Origin of the sequence: Muricoccus radiodurans, assembly GCF_050154705.1 — a bacterium.
In the GTDB taxonomy this organism is placed as follows: Bacteria; Pseudomonadota; Alphaproteobacteria; order Acetobacterales; family Acetobacteraceae; genus Roseomonas; species Roseomonas radiodurans.
This window is the reverse complement of record NZ_CP189561.1, coordinates 305,412-325,059: the sequence shown is the minus strand read 5'-3', so window position 1 is coordinate 325,059 and position 19,648 is coordinate 305,412. Positions and strand designations below refer to the sequence as shown.

19 protein-coding genes are annotated in these 19,648 nt (G+C 71.0%); 11 read left to right on the top strand and 8 right to left on the bottom strand.

Annotated features, from left to right (window positions below):
- Positions 1–10: 10 nt before the first annotated feature.
- Positions 11–1,468 carry an RNA polymerase factor sigma-54 gene (gene rpoN / locus ACP6CK_RS01655; RefSeq protein ID WP_426957036.1) on the top strand — a complete coding sequence of 486 codons (1,458 nt, stop codon included), beginning with the start codon at positions 11–13 and terminating at the stop codon, positions 1,466–1,468.
- A gap of 108 nt (positions 1,469–1,576) precedes the next feature.
- Positions 1,577–1,975, top strand: coding sequence for a ribosome hibernation-promoting factor, HPF/YfiA family (hpf, locus tag ACP6CK_RS01650; protein ID WP_426957035.1), 399 nt, complete (start codon positions 1,577–1,579; stop codon positions 1,973–1,975).
- Between the two features lie 156 nt (positions 1,976–2,131).
- Here hpf and ACP6CK_RS01645 read toward each other — a convergent pair whose 3' ends face one another.
- The gene (locus ACP6CK_RS01645; RefSeq protein WP_426957034.1) at positions 2,132–2,467 is read right to left on the bottom strand and encodes a hypothetical protein; all 336 of its coding nucleotides are present in this window, start codon (positions 2,465–2,467) and stop codon (positions 2,132–2,134) included.
- 52 nt (positions 2,468–2,519) lie between these two features.
- Positions 2,520–3,494 (bottom strand): Bug family tripartite tricarboxylate transporter substrate binding protein, encoded by a 975-nt coding sequence (locus ACP6CK_RS01640; RefSeq protein ID WP_426957033.1) that lies wholly within the window; start codon positions 3,492–3,494, stop codon positions 2,520–2,522.
- Between the two features lie 112 nt (positions 3,495–3,606).
- Here ACP6CK_RS01640 and ACP6CK_RS01635 point away from each other — a divergent pair, with 112 nt between their 5' ends.
- On the top strand, positions 3,607–4,677 hold the full coding sequence (locus tag ACP6CK_RS01635; protein WP_426957032.1) for a TauD/TfdA family dioxygenase: 1,071 nt from the start codon (positions 3,607–3,609) through the stop codon (positions 4,675–4,677).
- A gap of 15 nt (positions 4,678–4,692) precedes the next feature.
- Here ACP6CK_RS01635 and ACP6CK_RS01630 read toward each other — a convergent pair whose 3' ends face one another.
- Together ACP6CK_RS01630 and ACP6CK_RS01625 are read right to left on the bottom strand one after the other, a co-directional pair.
- Positions 4,693–5,655: a Bug family tripartite tricarboxylate transporter substrate binding protein gene (locus tag ACP6CK_RS01630; protein ID WP_426957031.1), complete on the bottom strand. Its 963-nt coding sequence runs from the start codon at positions 5,653–5,655 to the stop codon at positions 4,693–4,695.
- Positions 5,656–5,723: 68 nt separating this feature from the next.
- Complete coding sequence (locus ACP6CK_RS01625; protein WP_426957030.1) at positions 5,724–7,190, bottom strand: helicase HerA domain-containing protein; 1,467 nt, start codon at positions 7,188–7,190, stop codon at positions 5,724–5,726.
- Positions 7,191–7,286: 96 nt separating this feature from the next.
- Here ACP6CK_RS01625 and ACP6CK_RS01620 point away from each other — a divergent pair, with 96 nt between their 5' ends.
- The 3 genes from ACP6CK_RS01620 to ACP6CK_RS01610 are packed head-to-tail and all read left to right on the top strand — an operon-like array spanning position 7,287 to position 11,000.
- Complete coding sequence (locus tag ACP6CK_RS01620; protein ID WP_426957029.1) at positions 7,287–8,771, top strand: amidohydrolase family protein; 1,485 nt, start codon at positions 7,287–7,289, stop codon at positions 8,769–8,771.
- A gap of 10 nt (positions 8,772–8,781) precedes the next feature.
- On the top strand, positions 8,782–9,564 hold the full coding sequence (locus ACP6CK_RS01615) for an SDR family NAD(P)-dependent oxidoreductase (protein ID WP_426957028.1): 783 nt from the start codon (positions 8,782–8,784) through the stop codon (positions 9,562–9,564).
- Positions 9,564–11,000 carry a dihydroorotase gene (locus tag ACP6CK_RS01610; protein ID WP_426957027.1) on the top strand — a complete coding sequence of 479 codons (1,437 nt, stop codon included), beginning with the start codon at positions 9,564–9,566 and terminating at the stop codon, positions 10,998–11,000. Before ACP6CK_RS01615 ends, ACP6CK_RS01610 begins: the two co-directional genes overlap by 1 nt.
- Here ACP6CK_RS01610 and ACP6CK_RS01605 read toward each other — a convergent pair.
- Positions 10,960–13,299 carry a xanthine dehydrogenase family protein molybdopterin-binding subunit gene (locus tag ACP6CK_RS01605; RefSeq protein WP_426957026.1) on the bottom strand — a complete coding sequence of 780 codons (2,340 nt, stop codon included), beginning with the start codon at positions 13,297–13,299 and terminating at the stop codon, positions 10,960–10,962. The genes ACP6CK_RS01610 and ACP6CK_RS01605 overlap by 41 nt on opposite strands.
- Positions 13,300–13,419: 120 nt before the next feature.
- Here ACP6CK_RS01605 and ACP6CK_RS01600 point away from each other — a divergent pair, with 120 nt between their 5' ends.
- From ACP6CK_RS01600 to ACP6CK_RS01590, 3 genes are all read left to right on the top strand, one after another.
- Positions 13,420–14,340, top strand: coding sequence for a 3-hydroxyacyl-CoA dehydrogenase (locus ACP6CK_RS01600; RefSeq protein ID WP_426957025.1), 921 nt, complete (start codon positions 13,420–13,422; stop codon positions 14,338–14,340).
- A gap of 61 nt (positions 14,341–14,401) precedes the next feature.
- Complete coding sequence (locus tag ACP6CK_RS01595) at positions 14,402–15,151, top strand: SDR family oxidoreductase (RefSeq protein ID WP_426957024.1); 750 nt, start codon at positions 14,402–14,404, stop codon at positions 15,149–15,151.
- Between the two features lie 41 nt (positions 15,152–15,192).
- Positions 15,193–15,816, top strand: coding sequence for an HAD hydrolase-like protein (locus ACP6CK_RS01590; RefSeq protein WP_426957023.1), 624 nt, complete (start codon positions 15,193–15,195; stop codon positions 15,814–15,816).
- Positions 15,817–15,831: 15 nt separating this feature from the next.
- On the opposite strand, the gene ACP6CK_RS01585 is transcribed toward ACP6CK_RS01590, so the two are convergent.
- Entirely contained in the window at positions 15,832–16,851 is a 1,020-nt protein-coding gene (locus ACP6CK_RS01585; RefSeq protein ID WP_426957022.1) for a polyprenyl synthetase family protein, read from the bottom strand.
- Between the two features lie 86 nt (positions 16,852–16,937).
- Between ACP6CK_RS01585 and ACP6CK_RS01580 the strand changes: the two genes are divergently transcribed.
- Both ACP6CK_RS01580 and ACP6CK_RS01575 read left to right on the top strand, forming a co-directional pair.
- Entirely contained in the window at positions 16,938–17,150 is a 213-nt protein-coding gene (locus tag ACP6CK_RS01580) for a DUF2007 domain-containing protein (protein WP_426957021.1), read from the top strand.
- A 16-nt stretch (positions 17,151–17,166) separates the two neighbouring features.
- Positions 17,167–17,916, top strand: a complete 750-nt coding sequence (locus ACP6CK_RS01575; protein ID WP_426957020.1) for a tRNA1(Val) (adenine(37)-N6)-methyltransferase — start codon at positions 17,167–17,169, stop codon at positions 17,914–17,916.
- A 10-nt stretch (positions 17,917–17,926) separates the two neighbouring features.
- Here the strand turns inward: ACP6CK_RS01575 and ACP6CK_RS01570 are convergent, their stop codons facing one another.
- Together ACP6CK_RS01570 and ACP6CK_RS01565 are read right to left on the bottom strand one after the other, a co-directional pair.
- Complete coding sequence (locus tag ACP6CK_RS01570; protein ID WP_426957019.1) at positions 17,927–18,208, bottom strand: hypothetical protein; 282 nt, start codon at positions 18,206–18,208, stop codon at positions 17,927–17,929.
- Positions 18,209–18,484: 276 nt separating this feature from the next.
- Positions 18,485–19,546 (bottom strand): ribonucleotide-diphosphate reductase subunit beta, encoded by a 1,062-nt coding sequence (locus tag ACP6CK_RS01565; RefSeq protein WP_426957018.1) that lies wholly within the window; start codon positions 19,544–19,546, stop codon positions 18,485–18,487.
- Positions 19,547–19,648: the final 102 nt, after the last annotated feature.

The following is a 19,648-nucleotide window of genomic DNA, read 5'->3' as shown; positions in this document are numbered from 1 at the left end:
GGCCCCCGTGGTGAGCCTGGCGCCCCGGCTGGACTTCCGCCAGACGCAGCAGCTGGTGATGACGCCGCAGCTGCGGCAAGCCATCAAGCTGCTCCAGTCAAGCAACCTCGAGGTCACCGCCTTCGTCGAGGAGGAGCTGGAGCGGAACCCGATGCTCGAGCGGGAGGAGGCGACCACCGCCGCCCCCGCGGCCCCGGACCCGGTCGAGCGCGACTCCTTCGAGGCGACCCAGTCCCCCAGCATCGCCGACGCCCCCATCGAGGCCGACTGGTCCGCCGGCTACGAGAGCGGCGAGGCCCTCTACCCCTCCTCCCGCAGTGCCCGGGCCGACGCCTGGGACGAGGAGGGCCGGAGCCTGGAGGAGATCGCGGGCGAACGTCCGCGCTCCCTGCGGGAGGACCTGGCGGAACAGGCGCGGCTGGCCTTCGGCGATGCGCGGGACCGGCTGATCGCGGGGCAGATGATCGCGCTGCTGGATCCGGCCGGGCGCCTGACCGTTCCGAACGCCGCCTTCGCCGAGGCGCTGGGCTGCCCCGAGGAGCAGGTGGCCCGCGTCCGGTCCCGGATGCAGCGCTTCGAGCCGACCGGGCTCTTCTGCGCCGACCTGCGGGAGTGCCTGGCGGTGCAACTGGCCGAGAAGGACCGGCTGGACCCGGCCATGCAGGCGCTCCTGAACAACCTCGACATGCTGGCGCGCCGGGACATGCCGGGCCTGCTGCGCGTCTGCGGCGTGGATGCGGAGGACCTGACGGGCATGGTGGCGGAGCTGCGCCACCTGAACCCGAAGCCGGGGGCCTTGGCCGATGCCGATCCCGCCCCGCCCGTGGTGCCCGATGTGCTGATGCGCCGTGCCCCTGACGGCACTTGGCTGCTGGAGCTGAACCCCGAGACGATGCCGCGCGTGCTGGTCAATCGCGGCTTCCACGCCGTGGCGCAGACCGGCACCCGTACGAAGGAGGATCGCGCCTTCCTGGCGGAGAAGCTCCAGGCCGCCAACTGGCTCGTCCGCAGCCTGGAGCAGCGGGCGAACACCATCCTGCGGGTCTCGGCCGAGATCGTGCGGCGGCAGGAGGGGTTCTTCCGTCACGGTGTCGCGCATCTCCGCCCCTTGATCCTGCGGGAGATCGCGGACGAGCTGCAGATGCACGAGAGCACGGTCAGCCGGGTGACCGCGAACAAGTACATCGCCACCCCCCGCGGCGTGCTGGAGCTGAAGTACTTCTTTACCACCGCCATCGCCGGAACCCGGGGCGGCGAGACCTTCTCGGCCGAGGCGATCCGGCACCGCATCCGGGACATGGTGGACGCGGAGCCGGCGGACGACGTGCTGTCCGACGACGCGATCGTGGAGCAGCTTCGGGCCGAGGGGGTGGACATCGCCCGCCGGACTGTCGCGAAATACCGGGACGCGCTCCGGATCCCCTCCTCCGTCCAGCGCAAGCGGGAGAAGTCGTCCCCCGCCTTCTGACGACGCGTCTGTGACCGGAAACGGTCACAGTTCCCGGATTGATCCCTTCAAACCGGCCGCCCCGGTCCACAAGTCCCCCCAGGGGAAACAGTGGAAGGGAACCGCTCCATGCAGATCACGGTCGCCGGCAAGGGCGTCGATACCGGGGATGCGCTGAAGGCCCATGTCACCGAGGGGCTGGAAACCGTGGCCCGCAAGTACTTCGACCACGCGATCGACGCCCGCGTGACCTTCCGCAAGGACGGCGCCTTCTTCGCCTGCGACATCAACCTGCATGCCGGGCGGAACGTGACCGTTCAGGGCGAGGGCGAAGGGCCGGACGCGCACCGGGCGTTCAACGCCGCGGCCGAGCATGTCGGCAAGCAGCTTCGGCGGCATCGGCGGAGGGTGAACGACCACTCGCGCGGCCAGGCAGGAGAGCGGGACGCGCTGGTCGACCCGGCGTCCGACGCGACGCCGATCGGGGCCGGGCTGGACTCGGAGCTGCCGAACCCGGCCCCGACCTGACCGGCCGGCCAGAAGTTCGCCCGGGACCTGGCCCGGCGGGACAGATCCGCGAGCCGGTCGGAACCACCGCCGCATTTCTTGGCAGCTTGAGACAGGAAGATGAGCGGGCCGGGCGAGAGAATGCCTTCTCTCTCCCGGCGTGACCCGCACGGCGGATCAGGCGGTCCGGCGCGCCGGTGCCAGCCCGAGCAGGATGGCCAGTCCGTGCAGCACGGTGGGCACGAGCGGGATGAGGTTCAGCCCCGGGATCATGTCGAAGCAAAGGGCGAGGACCGGCAGCACCACCAGCCAGCCCTGCCCTGTCATCCGCCCCCGCTCCCGCGCCAGCCAGCAGATCGCGAGCAGTGCGAGCAGATGCACCCAGAAGAGTCCGTTCGTGCCGAACGTCGCGAGGAAGACCACGAAGGAGTTCGAGCCGAACCAGGGCAGCAGGTAGGTTGGAATCAGCAGGAGAAGGTAGAGCATCGCGTATGTCGGCCCGTTCACGGTCATCCTGTCGCTCGCCTCCTGTTCTCCTGATCCCTCGAGGGGATCGCGCCGGAGACTACTGCACTTGGATGCGCTGGTCGCGGATGATCCGTGCCCAGCGGTCGGACTCCGTCGCGATGCGCTCCGCGAACTGGTTCCGGGTGTTCGGCAAGTAGATGAGCCCCTGCTCGGCCAGCAGCCTTTGCACCTCCGGCGCCCCCGCAGCGGCCGTGTACGCCTCATAGAGCCGGTCGAGGATCGGCGCAGGCGTGCCGGCGGGGGTGATGACGGCGTACCAGGTCACCACGTCGATATCGTATCCCGATTCCTTCAGCGTCGGCACATCGGGCAGTTGCGGCAGGCGCTCCGGCGTGGTGACGGCCAGGGCACGGATGGAGCCGTCCCGGATCTGCGACAGCATCAGCGGCAGCGTGTCGAACATGGCGTGGATGTCGCCCCCGAGCATCGCCGGAAGGGATTCATTCGTGCCGCGGTAGGGGACGTGCACCATCTCGATGCCGTCGCGCTCCTTGAACATCTCGAAGATCAGGTGCTGCGCCGTGCCGACGCCGACGGACGCCGCGTTCAGCCGCCCGGGGCGCGATTTCGCCAGCGAGATCAGCTCCGCGACGTTGCGCGCCGGCAGGTCCTTGTTCACGACCAGCACGAGGGGGGAGGCCGCGAACATCGTGACGGGCAGCACATCCTTCCGCGCGTCATAGGGCATGTCACGGTAGAGATGCGGGAAGATGGTGAGCGGGCCGAGGTTGCCCATGCCGATGGTGTGGCCGTCCGGCGCGGAGCGGGCGATCTCCGCCACCCCGATCCGCCCGCCGGCGCCCGCTTTGAAGTCGTTCACGATCGTGGTGCCGAGGGTCCGGCCGACCTGGTCGTTGTAGGCCCGGGCGATGAGGTCGTTCAGCCCGCCGGGCGGCCAGGGAATGATGAAGCGGATGGGACGGGACGGCCAGGGCGCCTGGGCGAGGGCCGGCCGGGCGAGCGCCGGGGCGGCGAGAAGGGCGGCGAGGCTGCGGCGGCGCAGGCTGGGCATGGATCCCCCATGGGCGGGCTGAGTGCGGATGGTGGCCGCAAGCATCCCCCGTGCCGGACGGCTGCGCCACCCGGCGCTTGACCCCTGCCGCGGGTGGCGCAACGGTCCGCCCATGCAGCCCGATCCCCTCCTTCCCATCGGTGGCCGCGCCGCCTGGACCGGCGCCGACCTTTCCCGCGACACAGGCTGGCTCCGCCGGCTGGATGCCGCCGCCATCGCCGAGATCGAGGCGGCGCTGGAGACGGCACGCGGCGTCCCGCTCGCGCACCTGACCGCGGCGCGCTTCCCCCTGCCGGGCCTGAGCCGAATGCTGGAGGCCCTGGCGCGGGAGCTGGAGGAGGGAAGCGGCCTCGTCCGCCTCGCCGGGCTCTCGCCGGAGCGCTACGCGCCGGAGGATCTGAAGCGGATCTTCTGGGGCCTGATGGTGAATCTCGGCACGCCGCTGCCGCAGAACACGAAGGGCGAGATCCTGGCCGAGGTGCGGGACGAGACCGGCACCGGCGCCGCGGTGACGGGGCCTGATGCGACCGGGGCGGTGCCCTCCGCCCGGGCACGGTCACGCTCCACCGGACCGCTGCGCTTCCACACCGACAAGTGCGACGTCCTCGCGCTGCTCTGCGCGTCCAACGGGATCGCGGGCGGGGAGTCGCGCATCGTCTCCACCGTGGCGATCCACGATGCGATGGCCACCCGCCGCCCGGACCTGCTGCGGGTGCTGTACCAGGACTTCCACCGGATGCGCCCGGCCGACGAGGAAGGCGACGGCCACGCGGACCGCGTCTTCACCATGCCGGTCTTCTCGCGCGGTCCCAACGGCGAGTTCACCAGCCAGTACTCCCGCACCTATGTCGAGATGGCGCATGCCGAGCCGGGCGTGCCGCCGCTCCGCCCGGACCAGGTGGAGGCGATGGACATGCTCGCCGCCCTCGCGGACGAGCTCTCGCTTCAGATGCCGTTCGAGCCCGGTCAGATCCAGCTCATGAACCAGCACATCACGTATCACGGGCGCACGGCCTATGCGGATGACGCGCAGGCCGGGACCTCGCGGGTCCTTCTGCGCATCTGGCTGGCCATGCCCAACAGCCGCGCGCTGCCGGCTGGCCATGCCGTCCAGTGGGGCAGCACCGCCCCGGGCGCGCTGCGCGGCGGGGCCATGCCGGGGCGGTCGGCGCTGGCGGCCTGACCGCCAGCGGGGAGCTTACTCCGCCTGGATGTTGGCCGCGCGCGCCACGCGAATCCATTCGTCCAGCTCGCGGTTGACGCGGGCCTGCATCTCGGCCGGGGTCATCGGGCGGATGACGGCGCCCTGCTCCTCCGCCCGGCGGCGGAACTCGGGCGTCGAGACGACGGCGTTGCAGGCCTCGACCAGGCGCGACAGCACCGGGGCCGGGGTGGCGGCCGGGGCGAAGACGGCGAACCAGCCGATCACCTCTAGGTCGGGCAGGCCGGCTTCCGCCAGCGTCGGCACGTCGGGCAGCGCCGGGTGGCGGTTCGGGGCGGTGATCGCCAGAGCTTTCAGCCGCCCCTCCCGCACGAAGGGCATCAACGGCGGCGGCGTGGTCACCATCAGCTGCACGCGGTTTGCGAGCAGGTCCTGCGTCGCCGGGCCGGTGCCGCGATAGGGCACGTGGACCATGTCCGTGCCGGTCCGGAGCTTGATCAGCTCCGTCCCCAGATGCTGCAGCGAGCCATTGCCGGAGGAGGCGTAGTTCAGCGTCCCCGGATTGGCCTTCGCGTACGCGATCAGCCCGGACATGTCGTTCGCCGGCACGGCGGGGTTCATGAACACCACCTGCGGCGCGTCCAGCAGGTTCGCGACCGCGGCGAAGTCTCGCCGCACGTCGTAGCCGATGTTCGGCACGATGGCCGGCGAGCCGACATGGTAGCCCGAATACTGCACCAGCAGCCGCGCCCCGTCCGGCCGCGCCCGCGCCACGTCCTGGGTGCCGAGCGCCCCGTTCGCGCCCGCCTTGTTCTCCACCACCACGGACTGGCCGAGCTGACGGGAGAGCGGCTCCGCCAGCAGCCGCGCCGCGAAGTCGGTCGTGCCGGCCGGCGCGGTCGGGACCACCAGCGTGATGGAGTTCGACTGCGCCAGCGCGGGCCTCGCGAGCGGCGCGGCAGCGACGGCAGCCAGGATCCCGCGACGGTTCACGCGCATGGTCGGTATCCTCCCTCGTTCGCCGCGAAGGTGGGACGGATCGGGCCGCGCGCCAAGCGGCTCCCGGGTCAGCCCGCCGGGTCGCCCGGCGCCGTTTCCCAAGCGAGGCCGACCAGGGCCACCACGCGCCCGGCCGGCAGGGCGCGCGTGACGATCAGCCCCCGCTCCTCGATCCAGCCGAGCAGGCGCCGCGCCCGCCCCTCGGACCGGCTGCCATAGGCCTGCGCGATCGCCGCGTCGGACGGACAGGGGAGCCCGTGCCGGGCCGCATGGGCCAGCAGCAGGAACACGCCCTGCGTGTCTTCCGGCAGGGTTTGGGCGCGCGCGACAGCCTCGTGCCAGTCGGGATCGCTCTCGGCCTCCGGTGCGACCCCGGCCCGTGCGACCGCCAGGAGCCGACGAAAGGCGGGCAGGTCGGGCGGGGCGCCGCCGACCGCATGGATGCGAAGCCGGACCAGCAGCTCCTGGTACAGTACGCCGACCGGCCGGAAGGCGGCGTCCGACTCGGCCAGGATGTCGCGCAGAATGGTGGCGGTTCGGGCGGCACGGTCCGCCACCTCTTCGGCCGTCTCGGTGGGCGGCGGAGGGGGCGCGGCGGGGCGCGCCTGGGCCAACTGGGCCAGGATATCCACGGGCGGCGTGGGCGGCGGTCGCCGCACCCGTGCGGGCGCAGCGCCGGCCGGCGCCGCAGCCAGGATCAGCTCCCGCGCCTCCTCCGGCGCCGTTTGCGGCAGGGGCAGGAGCGACGGCCCGGCGCCCCGGCTCTCCGTCTCGACCGCGCCGATCCGCATCGCGAGGGGGCGGCGCGACAGCGCGGGCCCGAGGGCAATGAAGTGGCCGCGCTGGAGATCCCGGAAGGCCTCGGCCTGGCGCCGCTCCATCCCCAGCAGGTCGGCGGCGCGGGCCATGTCGATGTCGAGGAAGGTGCGGCCCATGAGGAAGTTCGACGCCTCCGCCGCCACGTTCTTTGCCAGCTTCGCCAGGCGCTGGGTCGCGATGATCCCGGCCAGCCCGCGCTTGCGGCCGCGGCACATCAGGTCCGTCATGGCCGAGAGGGCGGCCCGGCGGGCATCGTCCGTGGTGTCGCCGCCGGCGGCCGGGGCGAAGAGCTGCGCCTCGTCCACGACGACGAGCATCGGCGCCCAATGGTCGCGCTCGGCGTCGAACAGGCCGCCGAGGAAGGCGGCGGCGTGGCGGAGCTGACGGTCGCTGTCCAGCCCTTCGAGGTTCAGCACGACGGAGACGCGGTGCCGCCGGACACGATCCCCTGCGGCCGTCATCGCGGCCTCCTCATGCGCCGCGGCGTCGATGACGAGGTGCCCGAAGCGGTCGGCCAAGGAGACGAAGTCGCCCTCCGGATCGATGACGGCCTGCTGCACCCAGGGGGCGCTCTGCTCCAGTAGGCGGCGCAGCAGGTGGGACTTGCCGCTGCCGGAATTGCCCTGGACCAGCAGACGCGTCGCCAGCAACTCCTCCAGGTCCATCGTCGCCGCGGCGCCGGCGGGGGTCTGTCCCATCTCGATGCGGACCGTCATGCCCTCTCCCGACTGTCCCGGGGGCTATAACGGATCGGGCGGGCGGAGGAAGGCGGGGCTGGCGCGGACGGCCCATCACTTGCACGCTGTTGCGCGATGACCCGAATCCTGCTGACGGGCGCCCACGTCCTGGCGTCCGATGCCCTCTCCGCCCCCTTCGCCGACATCCTGGTCGAAGGCGACCGGATCGCCGCCCTCCTCCCGCCCGGAACGGCGGTGGAGGACGCGGCCCGGCACGACGCGTCCCGTCGCCTGATCATCCCCGGGCTGGTGAACGGCCACACCCACGGGCACGGCGCCCTGTCCAAGGGCGCGGGGGACAAGTGGGACTTGGCCCTGCTGCTGACCCACGCCCCCTGGATCAGCGGCGGCCGCGGGCTGGAGGAGAAGCGCCTCTCCACCACCCTCAACGCGGTGGAGATGCTCAAGAAGGGCTGCACCGCGGGCTTCGACCTCGCCTTCGAGTTCCCGGCCCCGAGCGTCGAGGGGCTCAACGTGATGGCGGAGGCCTACCGCGCCGTTGGGCTGCGCGCGGTGCTGGCCCCGATGGTGGCGGATCTGACCTTCTTTCAGGCCACCCCCGGCCTGATTGCCGCCCTGCCCGAGCCGCACCGGTCCCGCGCGGCCGGGATGTCCATGGCGAAGGCCGACGCCATTCTCCAGTCCATTCACGACGCCGCCCGTGACTGGTCCCACGCTGTCCACGGTGTGCGGCTGGGCGTGGCGCCGACCATCCCCCTGCACTGCTCCGACGAGTTCATGACCGGCTGCCGCGACCTGTCGGAGCGCTTCGACCTGCCGATGCAGACCCATGTAGCCGAGGCTCGCTATCAGGCCGGCGGCGGCGAGGAGCGCTACGGGACGACGCTGCTCGCCCACATGGACTCGCTCGGCCTGATCGGCCCGCGCTTCAGCGTGGCGCATGGCGTCTGGCTGACGGAGGATGACCTGGCGACGCTTGCCACCCGCGGCGGCGGATTGTCGCACAATCCCGGCGCCAACATGCGGCTGGCGTCCGGCATCGCCCCGGCGCGGGCGGCGATCCGGGCGGGGGTGACGGTGGGGATCGGGACGGATGGCTCCTCCTCCTCGGACAACCAGAACATGTTCGAGTCCATGCGGCTGGCGGCCTTCGCGTCCCGCCTCTGGGACGGCGCGACGGAGGATGATTGGCTCGGCACCGCCGAGACGGTGCGGCTGGCGACCGAGGGATCGGCACGGCTGCTCGGGCTGGAATCCGGCGTGATCGCGGCGGGCAAGCTGGCGGACCTCGTCCTGCTGGACCTGGATCACATCAACTGGTCCCCGCTGAACAACGCCGCGAACCAGCTTGTCTGGACCGAGGACGGCTCGGCGGTGCGGGACGTGATGATCGGCGGCGATTGGAAGCTGCGGGACCGCCGTGTCCTGGGCGTGGACGAGGCCGCGCTCGCCGGGCAGGCGCAGGAGGCGGCGGAACGGCTGGCGGCGCTGAACGCGCCGACGCGCGAATGGTGCGAGACGATCGCGCCGATGGTCGCCTGCCACTGTCGTGCCCTGGCTGGCCGTTTCACCCGCGCCAAGCGCCTTCTGGCGCAGTAGGGAGCGGCTCATGCAGCTCCTGAAGGACCGCGTGGCGGTCATCACCGGCCCGGCCAAGGGCATGGGCGCGGCGACCACCCTGCTGCTGGCCGATCACGGCGCCGACCTCGCCCTGGTGGGGCGGGACACGGCGGCGATCGAGCCGGTGGCCGCGGAGGCGCGGGCCAAGGGCCGCCGCGCCGAGATCTACTCCTGCGACCTGATGAACCCCGGCACGGTAGACGCCATGGCCGCCGCCGTGCTGCGCGACTTCGGCCGCTGCGACGTGCTGGTGAACGTCGCCGGCGGCACCGGCCCACTCGGGAAGACCTTCTGGGAGACGACGCCGGAGGAGTTCGACGAGATCAACCGCCTGAACGTCACCGGCCCCTTCCTGACCATGCGCGCCTTCGCCCCCGCGATGATCGCCGCGCGACGCGGCAAGATCGTGAATGTCGGCGGCACCTTCGGCCTGCGCGGCAAGGCCGGCCGCGCCGCCTATTCCGCCAGCAAATGGGGCCTGCGCGGCATCACCAAATCCGCGGCGCTGGAACTCGGCCCGCACGACATCAACGTGAACTGCGTCTGCCCGGGTATGATCGAGGGCGACCGGTTCACCAAGGTCCGGACCGAGATGTCACGGCGCATGAACATCTCCATGGAGGAGGCGCGCGAGATTTATGCCGGTGACTACGCCCTGCGCCGGATCAGCACGGATCAGGACATCGCGGGCGCGGTGCTCTTCCTGGCCTCCGACCTGTCCCGGCAGGTCACCGGACAGGATCTGGCGGTGGATGGAGGCTGGGTGATCTGATGGAAACCGCGGATCTGCTCATCGCCGGCGGCACGGTGGTGAACGAGACCGGCCGCTTCGCCGCCGACGTGGCGGTGAAGGACGGACTGATCGCCTATGTCGGCCACCCCGCCTTCGCCCCGCCGGCGAAGGAGACCATCGACGCCCGCGGCCGCCTTGTCATCCCCGGCGCGATCGACGTGCACGTCCATGTCCGCGAACCCGGCATGACGCACAAGGAGAACTGGACGACCGCGACCCGCTCCGCCGCAGCCGGCGGCGTCACCACCATCTTCGACATGCCGAACACCGAGCCGCCGACCTGGTCGCTCGAAGCCCTGGCGATGAAGCGGGAAGCGGCGGAGCGGCAGGCGCACGTCAATTTCGGCATCTACGGCCTGGTGGACGAGCGGACGCTCGACAGCCTGGAGCCGCTGATGGATGCCGGCGTGATCGGCTTCAAGCTCTTCTACGGCAACACCACCGGCAACCTGCCCGCTCCGAATGACGGCGCCGTGCTGGAGGCCTTCGAGGTGCTGGCCCGCCGTGGCCACCGCTGCACCATCCACGCCGAGAACTCACCCATGCTGTTCTGGCGCGAACGGCGGATGCGGGAGGCGGGGCGGGACGACGATTACTCCCACTGGTGCGCCCGCGCCGACATCGTGGCGCTGGAAAGCCTCAGCCGCTGCATCATGCTGTCCGAGTGGACGGGCGCGCGCATCCACATCGCCCATGAATCCTGCGCCCGCTCCATCCCGCACATCGCCGCCGCCAAGACGCGCGGCGTGCCGATCACGGTGGAGACCTGCCCGCAATACCTGCTCATCGCCGCCGAGGATCTGACCGGCGAGGCCGCCCGCATCGGCCGCCTAAACCCGCCGATCCGGGAGGGTGCGCAGCGCGCGCCCCTCTTGGCGGCGCTGCGGGACGGGATCATTGACATCCTCGGCACAGACCACGCGCCGCACGCGATGGAGGAGAAGTCGCACGCCTCGATCTGGGACAATGCCTGCGGCTTCCCCGGTGTCGAGACGTCGATGCAGCTCATGCTCACCCTCGTGCATGAGGAGCGGCTGACGCTGGAGGAGTATGTCCGCATGGCCGGCGCCGCCCCGGCCCGCGCCTTCGGCCTCTATCCCCGGAAGGGCGTGATCCAGCCGGGTGCCGACGCGGACATCGCCATCGTGGACCCGACGAAGGAGGGGGTGATCCGCGGCGCGTCCCTGCACTCTGAGCACAGCCGATTCACCCCCTTCGAGGGCCGGCGCACGGTCGGCGCCCCGGTGGCCACGATCGTCCGTGGCCGGGTGGTGATGCGGGACGGAAGGGTGGAGGACGCGCCCGGCTGGGGCCGGATGGAACGGCCGGAGATGCCGCCCTCCTCCCCCCGGAACATCGCCACCACCACCGCGTTCATTCAGCGGCCGGGCGCTCTGCCGATCGCGCCTCTCTGAGGGCGCGCCAGACCTTCTCCGGCGTCAGCGGCATGTCGAGGTGCGGCACGCCGATCGCGTCGCACACCGCGGAGACGATGGCGGGCGGCGCGCCGCAGGCGCCCCCCTCGCCGGCCCCCTTCACGCCCAGCTCGTTGATCGGGGTGGGCACCTCGTTCAGGCCAAGGTCGAAATGCGGCGCGTCGCCGGCCCGCGGCATGGCGTAGTCCTGGAAGGTGCTGGTCAGGAACTGGCCGCTCTCGGGGTCGTAGCGGACGTCCTCCAGCAGGGCCTGGCCGATGCCGGTCATGATGCCGCCATGCATCTGGCCGTGGACGAGCATCGGGTTGATCACCTTGCCCACGTCGTCCACCGCCGTGTAGCGGGCGATCGTGACGCGGCCCGTGTCGGGTTCCACCTCCACTTCCGCCACGTGGCAGCCATTGGGAAAGTTGCACTCCTCGTCGCGCTTGTAGGTCAGGGATTCGTCCAGTCCGGGCTTCTCCCCCTCCGGCAACAGGGCCGGGTCGTTCGCCGCGGCGATCACCCGCGCCCAGTCCACCGACAGGTCCGTGCCGGCCACGCGGAAGCGGCCGTCCAAGGCCTCCACATCCTCCGGCCCCGCCTCCAGCAGATGGGCGGCGATGCGGCGCGCCTTCTCCACGACGAGGTTGCTCGTCCTCAGCACGGCGACGCCGCCCATCTGCGAGGATCGTGACCCGCCGGTGCCGCCGCCCGTCGGGACCTTGTCCGAATCGCCTTGCACGAAGCTGATCTTCTCGAAGGGAATGCCCAGGCGCTCCGACACGATCTGGGCAAAGGCCGTCTCGTGGCCCTGGCCATGGCTGAAGGTGCCGACGCGCAGCTCCGCCTTGCCGTCCTCGGTCATCCTGATCCGGGCCCACTCGAAGGGCTGGCCGCCGGACGCCTCCACGAAGTAGCCGAGCCCGATCCCGCGCAGCTTGCCCTGCGCCCGGGATTTCGCCTGCCGTGCGGGAAAACCGGCCCAGTCGGCGCGCTCCAGCGCCATGTCCTGCGTCTCTGCGAAGCGGCCGCTGTCGATCGGAATTCCGGCGACGTTGCGGTAGGGGATCTGGTCCGGGCGGATGTAGTTGCGCCGCCGGATCTCGTCGCGCGTCAGGCCGAACTCCGCTGCCGCGCGGTCGAACAGCCGCTCCATGATGTAGGCGGTCTCCGGCCGTCCGGCACCGCGGAAGCTGTCGGTCGGCACGGTGTTCGTGAAGACGCAGCGCACCCGGTTGTTGATCGCCTGGCAGTCGTAGACGGTGCCGATGATCCGCGCTCCCGCCACGGTCGGCACGCGCGGCCCGAAGTCGGAGAGATAGGCGCCCATTCCCGCGACCGTGCGGATTCGCACGCCGAGGCACTTGGCCGCCCCGTCCAGCGCCATCTTCGCGCGCGTGACCTGGTCGCGGCCGTGGGGGTCGGACTGGAAGGTCTCGGTGCGGCCGGCGAGCCACTTCACCGGCCGCCCCAGCCGCCGCGCGGCCCAGAGGACCATCGCGTTCTCCGGCGTCAGCTTGCCGCGCACGCCGAAGCCGCCGCCCACATCGGGCGAGATGACGTGGACCTTGTCGTTCGGCACGTGCAGCGCGTGCTTCGCCAGGTTGTCCCGCACGCGGTGCACGCCCTGGCTCGGTCCGTGGAAGACGTAGCGCTCCGCCGCCGCGTCCCACTCCCCGAGCGCCACGCGCGGCTCCATCGGGTTGGGCACCATCCGGTTGTTCACCAGCTCGACCGAGACGACGCGGTCGGCCCGGGCGAAAGCGGCCTCCGTCTCCGCCTCCAGCCCGCTGTCCCAGACGACGCAGGTGTTGTCCGGCCGCCCCTCCCAGATCACGGCGGCATCGGGCGCCGCCGCGCCGGCCGTGTCGGTCACGGCCGGAAGCGGGTCGTACTCGATCTCGACCAGCTCCGCCGCGTCCTGCGCCTGCTGCCGCGTCTCGGCCACGACCAGCACCACCGGATCGCCGACGAAGCGCACCCGCTCGGTCTGCAGCACCTCCCGCGGCGGGAAGAAGCCGGGTTCACCATGGGCGGGAACGTCCACCAGCACCGGCAAGGGACCGATCCCGTCCGCCTTCGCGTCATGGCCGGTCAGCACCGCCAGCACGCCCGGTGCCGCTTGCGCGGCCTCGATCACCACCGACAGGATGCGGGCATGGGCGTGGGGCGACCGGACGATCACGGCCTGCGCACAGCCCGGCGGGTCAAGATCATCGGTATAAGTGCCCCGGCCCGTGAGAAGCCGCACGTCTTCCCGCCGCCGCACCGGTTGGCCGATCCCGAATTTCTCCACGTCGTCGCCTCGTCCGCTTCCGGCGGCAGCATAGACGGGACGGTGAGGCGTGGTCACGGCGGGGGCTGGCCGGACGCCCGTCGAGGGGCCAGCCTGCCGGGGAACCAGGGGAGGCGCGGCATGGAGAGCGTGGCGATCGTCGGGACGGGTCTGGTCGGCCGGGCTTGGGCAATGGTGTTCGCCCGGGCGGGCTGGGCCGTTCGGCTCTGGGATCCGGTGCCCGGCGCCTCGGACCACGCGCTGGCCCTCTGCCGCACGGGGCTGGAGGACCTGGCCGCCCGCGGACTCTGCGGCGATGCGCCCGCCGCCCGGGCCCGGATCTCCGTGCACACGACGCTGGAAGAAGCGCTGGAAGGCGTCGCGCTCGTCCAGGAGAGCGGGCCGGAGCGGCTGGAGGTGAAGGTCGCGCTCTTCCGCGACCTCGACCGCATCGCGGCACCGGGCATCCCCCTCGCCTCCTCCACGAGCGCCCTCCGCTGCTCCCTCTGGAGCGAGGAATTGCCGGGGCGCGCCCGCTGCCTCGTCGGCCACCCGGTGAACCCGCCGCATCTCGTGCCACTGGTGGAGCTGTCCGGCGCTCCCTGGACCGACCCGGCGGTGGTGGCGCGCTGCCACGCCATCTATGCCGCCATCGGGCAGTCCCCGATCACCCTGCGGCGGGAGGTGGACGGCTTTGTCCTGAACCGCCTTCAGGCCGCGCTGCTGGCCGAGGCCTTCCGGCTGGTATCAGAAGGGACGGTGTCCCCCGCCGATCTGGATCTGACGCTGACCCGCGGGCTGGGCCTACGCTGGGCCTTCATGGGGCCGTTCGAGACGATCGAGCTGAACGCCCCCGGCGGCATCCCGGATTATGTCAGCCGGTTCCGCGGCTTCCTCGAACTCATCCCGCGCGATCCCGCCCGGCCCGAGGTCTTCGGGGACGATGCGGTGGCCAGGATCATGGCCGAATGGACGCCGGCTCCCGAAACCGAGGCGAAGATGCGCTGGCGCGACCGCCGCCTGGCCGCGCTGCGCGTCCACCTGGACACCCCGCCGGAGTGATCTTGCCACCGGGTCGGCCCCGCCGCAGGCTCCGCCCGCACCAGGACAGGGGAAACGATCCATGGCCCAGGCGAAGATCGCCGTCGTGACGGGCGCCGGCTCCGGCATCGGCCGCGCCGCCGCCCACTCGCTGCTGGCGGAGGGCTGGACCGTCGTCGTCGTCGGGCGCCGCCTGGACGCGCTGCAGGAGACGGCGGCCCTGTCCGGCGTGGACCGCTGCCATCCGATGAGCGCCGATGTCGGCGACCGCGCCGCGGTGGATTCCCTCTTCGACTCGGTGAAGACGCGCTTCGGCCGCCTGGACCTGCTGTTCAACAACGCCGGCCGCGGCTCGCCCGCCGTGGATTTCGACGAGATCACGCCGGACGACTGGGCCGGCGTCGTGGCCGCCAACCTGAACGGCACCTTCTACTGCGCCCAGGCCGCCTATCGCATCATGAAGCACCAGGACCCGAAGGGCGGCCGTATCATCAACAACGGGTCCATCTCCGCCCATGCCCCGCGGCCGGGCAGCGCGCCCTATACCGCGACGAAGCACGCAGTGACCGGGCTGACGAAGTCCATCTCGCTGGACGGGCGCAAGCACGACATCGCCTGCTCCCAGATCGACATCGGCAACGCCGCCACCCCGATGACCGAGCGGATGACGAAGGGCGTGCCGCAGGCGAACGGCACGATGATGGTGGAACCGCGGATGGACGTGGCACATGTCGGCCGCGCCATCGCCCAGATGGCGTCCCTGCCGCTGGATGCGAACATCCAGTTCATGACGATCATGGCGACGAAGATGCCCTTCGTCGGGCGCGGCTAACGTCTTCCCGCGGCCGCCCCGCTGCGGCATGAGCCGGGGCCATGCGGTTCCGGCTCATTCTCTTCGACCTTGACGGCACGCTGGCCGACAGCCTTCCGTGGTTCCGGTCCATCCTGCGGGAGCTGGCGCCCCGGCACGGCCTGCGCCTTCTGGATGACGCGGAGTTCGAGGCGTTCCGGGAACTCGACAACCGCGAGATCATCCGCCGGCTCGGCGTGCCGTCCTGGCGGCTGCCGTTGATCGCGCAGGACATGCGCCGCCTTGCAGCACGCGACGCGGGCACGATCGGCCTCTTTCCCGGTGTGCCGGAGATGCTGCGGGCGCTGCGGGAGGCGGGGCGCGTGCTCGCCGTCGTTTCCTCGAACAGCGAGGCGAACGCCCGCCGCATCCTCGGCGCCAGCGCGGCGGAGGTGGCATGGTTCGGCTGCGGCGCGTCGCTCTTCGGCAAGGCGGCGCGATTCCGGCAGGTGCTGCGGCGCGCCGCGCTGCCGGCGGAAACGGCCATCGCGGTGGGGGACGAGTTGCGGGACCTGCACGCCGCGGCAGAAGCCGGCCTGTCCGCCGCCGCCGTGACCTGGGGCTATGCGACCCGGTCCGCGCTGGCGGGCGCAGGGCCGCTGCTCGTCTTCGACAGGCCGGAGGAGATCGCCGCCCGCCTGCCCTGACGCGCGGTCAGGGTGTCAGCGCGCGCGGGCGATGCAGAACTCGACGATGCCCGCCAGTGCCCGGCGCTCGGGCCCGTCCGGGAAGCTGGCCAGCGCGTCCAGCGCCCGCGCGCCGTATTCCCGGGCGCGGGTGATGGTGGCGGCCAGGGTGCCTCGCCGCACCATGATGGACAGCGCACGGTCCAGATCACCCTCGGACTGTTCGCGATCCTCCAGCACGCGGCGCCAGAAGCCGCGCTCTTCCTCATCGGCGCTCTCGAAGGCGAGCAGCACGGGCAGGGTGATCTTTCCCTCCCGGAAGTCGTCGCCCACGGTCTTGCCGAGCGCCGCCTGGCTGGCCGAATAATCGAGCGCATCGTCCACGAGCTGGAAGGCGATGCCGAGGGAGTGGCCGTACTCTCGCAGCGCCTCCGCCTCCTGTTGCGGACGGTCGGCCACCACCGCGCCCACTTCGGTCGCTGCGGCGAACAGGGCGGCGGTCTTGCCCTCGATGACCTGGAGGTACTGCTCCTCCGTCGTCGCGGTGTCGTTCTGGGTGACGAGTTGCAGCACCTCGCCCTCCGCGATCGTGGCGGAGGCGCTGGCGAGGATGTCGAGCACCCGCAAGGACCCATCCCGCACCATGATCTGGAACGCGCGCGCGAAGAGGAAGTCACCCACCAGCACGGAGGGCTTGTTCCCGAACAGCGCGTTGGCCGAGGGCTCGCCGCGCCGCAGGGCGCTCTCGTCCACGACGTCGTCGTGCAGGAGGGTCGCGGTGTGGATGAACTCCACGCAGGCGGCCAGCGCGACGTGCCGGTCGCCGCGGTAGCCGCACAGCCGCGCCGCGGCCAGCGTAAGCAGCGGCCGCAGCCGCTTCCCGCCCGCCGCGACGATGTGCGCGGCGAGTTGCGGGATGAGCGCCACCGGGCTCTGCATCCGCTCGACGATCAACCGGTTGCAGGCTTCGAGATCGGCGCGGACCAGGTCCGTCAGGGTCTCCAGCGCGCGCTCGGGATCGGGGGAAGAGGTGGCGGGCGCGAAGGTGGCGCTCACGCGGGGATTGACCTGTCCATGGGGCGGCGCACCATACCGATGGGGGTGGCGCGCGACAACCGGCGCCCGATCGGGGGAGTCCGGCCATGCGCGTCCTGCTGCGGGAGAGCGATCCCGTGCGGCTCGGCTTCCTTCAGGCCCTGCTCCGGGATGCCGGTCTCTCGCCTCTGCTGCTCGACGGCCATATCAGCGCGGTAGAGGGGCGGATCGGCGCCTTTCCCCAGCGCCTGGCCGTGCCGGAGCCCGAGGCCGCGGCCGCTGAGGCCGTGCTGCGCGAGGCTGGCGAGTGGCGGGACTAGCACCCCGGGCGCGGGCGTGACCGACGATCCCGGCACGGTCCACACCCTGCTCGGCGGCCGGGTCCGGTTGCGCCAGCCCGCGGGGGGGCTCCGCGCCGGCCTGGACGCGGTGATGCTGGCCGCGTCGGCGCGACCCCGGCCGGGCGACCGGGTCCTGGACGCGGGTTGCGGGGCCGGGGCCGTCTTCCTCTGCCTGCTGGCCCGCTGCGCCGATCTGCACGTCGTGGCCGTGGAACGGGACCCCGGCCTCGCGGCGCTGGCTCGGGAGAACGCCGCCCTGAACGGCTGGGAGGACCGGGTCACCGTCGTTGAGGGGGACGTGTCCGATCCGGCGTTGCGCGCGAGACTTCCCCGCTGCCGGCACGCTCTCTGCAACCCACCGTACTGGCCCGGCGGAACAGCGCCGCCGGCGGCGCTGAGGGCAGCAGCCACCCATGCGGAGGACGCGCCGCTTCTGACGTGGTCGGCCTTCCTGGCGTCCGCGCTGCACCCGGGGGGACATGCGGCCCTGGTCCTTCCGGCGGCCCGCCTGGACGAGGCGATAACCACCCTGCGCATATCCGCTTTCGGCGCGATCACGATCCTGCCGCTCTGGCCACGGATTGGGGTGCCCGCGAAGCGAGTCATCCTGTGCGCGCGACGCGGAGCCCGCGGTCCGGCCCGGCTTCTTCCCGGACTCGTCCTGCACGGAGAAACGGGCTGGACCGTAGAAGCCGATGCGGTGCTGCGCGGCGCCGGCGCGCTGCTCCCGGACGCGGGGAACTGATCCCGCCGGGTCAGCCCTTCCCCTCGGGATGCCGCAAGAGCCAGAGCCGCTCGTGAGCCGCCACGAGGCTCTCCATGTTCTTCCGCCGATTCATGTCGGGCGCGACCGGCCGGCGCGTTAGCATCATCTCGAGGATGCGCAGCAACTCATCCGCAACCTCGAAATCACCCTGGTCGCAGGCGTGATGGAAGGCGATGAGGATCTTGTCCGACAGGCGTCGCGTGTGACGCGGCGCAGACGGCGGGCGGCCGGTCCCACGCTGGGCGTCCCCGCCTGTTTCGTCCTCCGCCATTCGAAGCCTACCCCCGTCCCGTCATAAAGGCCCCTTCTGGCCCGCGACCCGCACCGGAAGCCGTCCGACCGGGTCGGGTCATCTTAGACACAGCCTGGGTCCGGCTTGGAAGGGTCCACCGAGGCAGGATCGCGCTTCGAAGAAAACAAAAAGCGTCTGCGGCGATTTCAGGATGCCGCGCGGCAGATGTGGCACAGGCAACGGATCAAAACCACAACCACCGCGCGTCGGAGCCGACGTGATCGCGTACCGTGACGCGATCACGCCATGACAGTCTCAATGCCGCAAATCGATCTCACCGCTGGGTTGTGGAGAACCGTTAAAAGCGCTGTCGGCGAAAGCCTCCTCCCAGGTGCCGGCGGTGGAGGCACGGGAGTACTCGGTCGCGCGATTCTCAAAGAAGTTCGTGTGTTCCACCGCATTCAACATTTCATCCAGCCAGGGCAGCGGATTCTTTTCGACGTGGTAGAGGGGCTCGAGGCCGAGTTGCTGGAGACGGCGGTCCGCGATGAAGCGGATGTAGCTCTTCGTCTGGGCCGCATCGAGTCCCTGCACGCCGCCCATCGAGAAGGCGAGATCGATGAAAGCGTCCTCGTGGTCCACGATGGTCGCGCAGATGAGGTAGAGGTCGCGCTTCAGCTCCTCCGTCCAGATCTCCGGGTTCTCCTGCACGAAGGTGCGGAAGAGGCGAATGACGGAGAGGCAGTGCAGCGTCTCGTCGCGCACGGACCACGAAACGATCTGCCCCATGCCCTTCATCTTGTTGAAGCGCGGGAAGTTCATGAGAATCGCGAAGGAGGCAAAGAGCTGCAGCCCCTCGGTGAACGCGCCGAAGGCCGCGAGCGTCTTGGCGATCTCGGTCTTATTCTCGACCGAGAAGTTCTGCATATAGTCGTACTTGTCCTTCATCTCCTTGTATTTGAGGAAGGCGCTGTACTCGAGCTCCGGCATCCCGATGGTGTCGAGCAGGTGGGAGTACGCCGCGATGTGGATCGTCTCGATGTTGCTGAACGCGCTCAGCATCATCAGCACCTCCGTCGGCTTGAACACCTGGGAGTAGTGCTTCATGTAGCAGTTGTTCACCTCGACGTCGGCTTGGGTGAAGAAGCGGAAGATCTGCGTCAGCAGGTTCTTCTCGCCGGGCGAGAGGTTCTTCTGCCAATCCTTCACGTCGTCGGCCATCGGCACCTCTTCCGGGAGCCAGTGGACGCGCTGCTGCGTCAGCCAGGCGTCATAGGCCCAGGGATAGCGGAAGGGCTTGTAGACCGGGTTGGCGGTCAGCAGGTCGAACTGCACCGGAAGCTCGTCCGTTCCGAGGCCGGTGATCCCGTCGGGCATGGTCTACTCTTTCCTGCTGCGAGCCGTCCTGGACGCCGTCTCCGGACAAGCCCCCGCTGTGAACCCCGGGCAAGGCTAGACCAGCCCGGTCGCGGCCGGGTT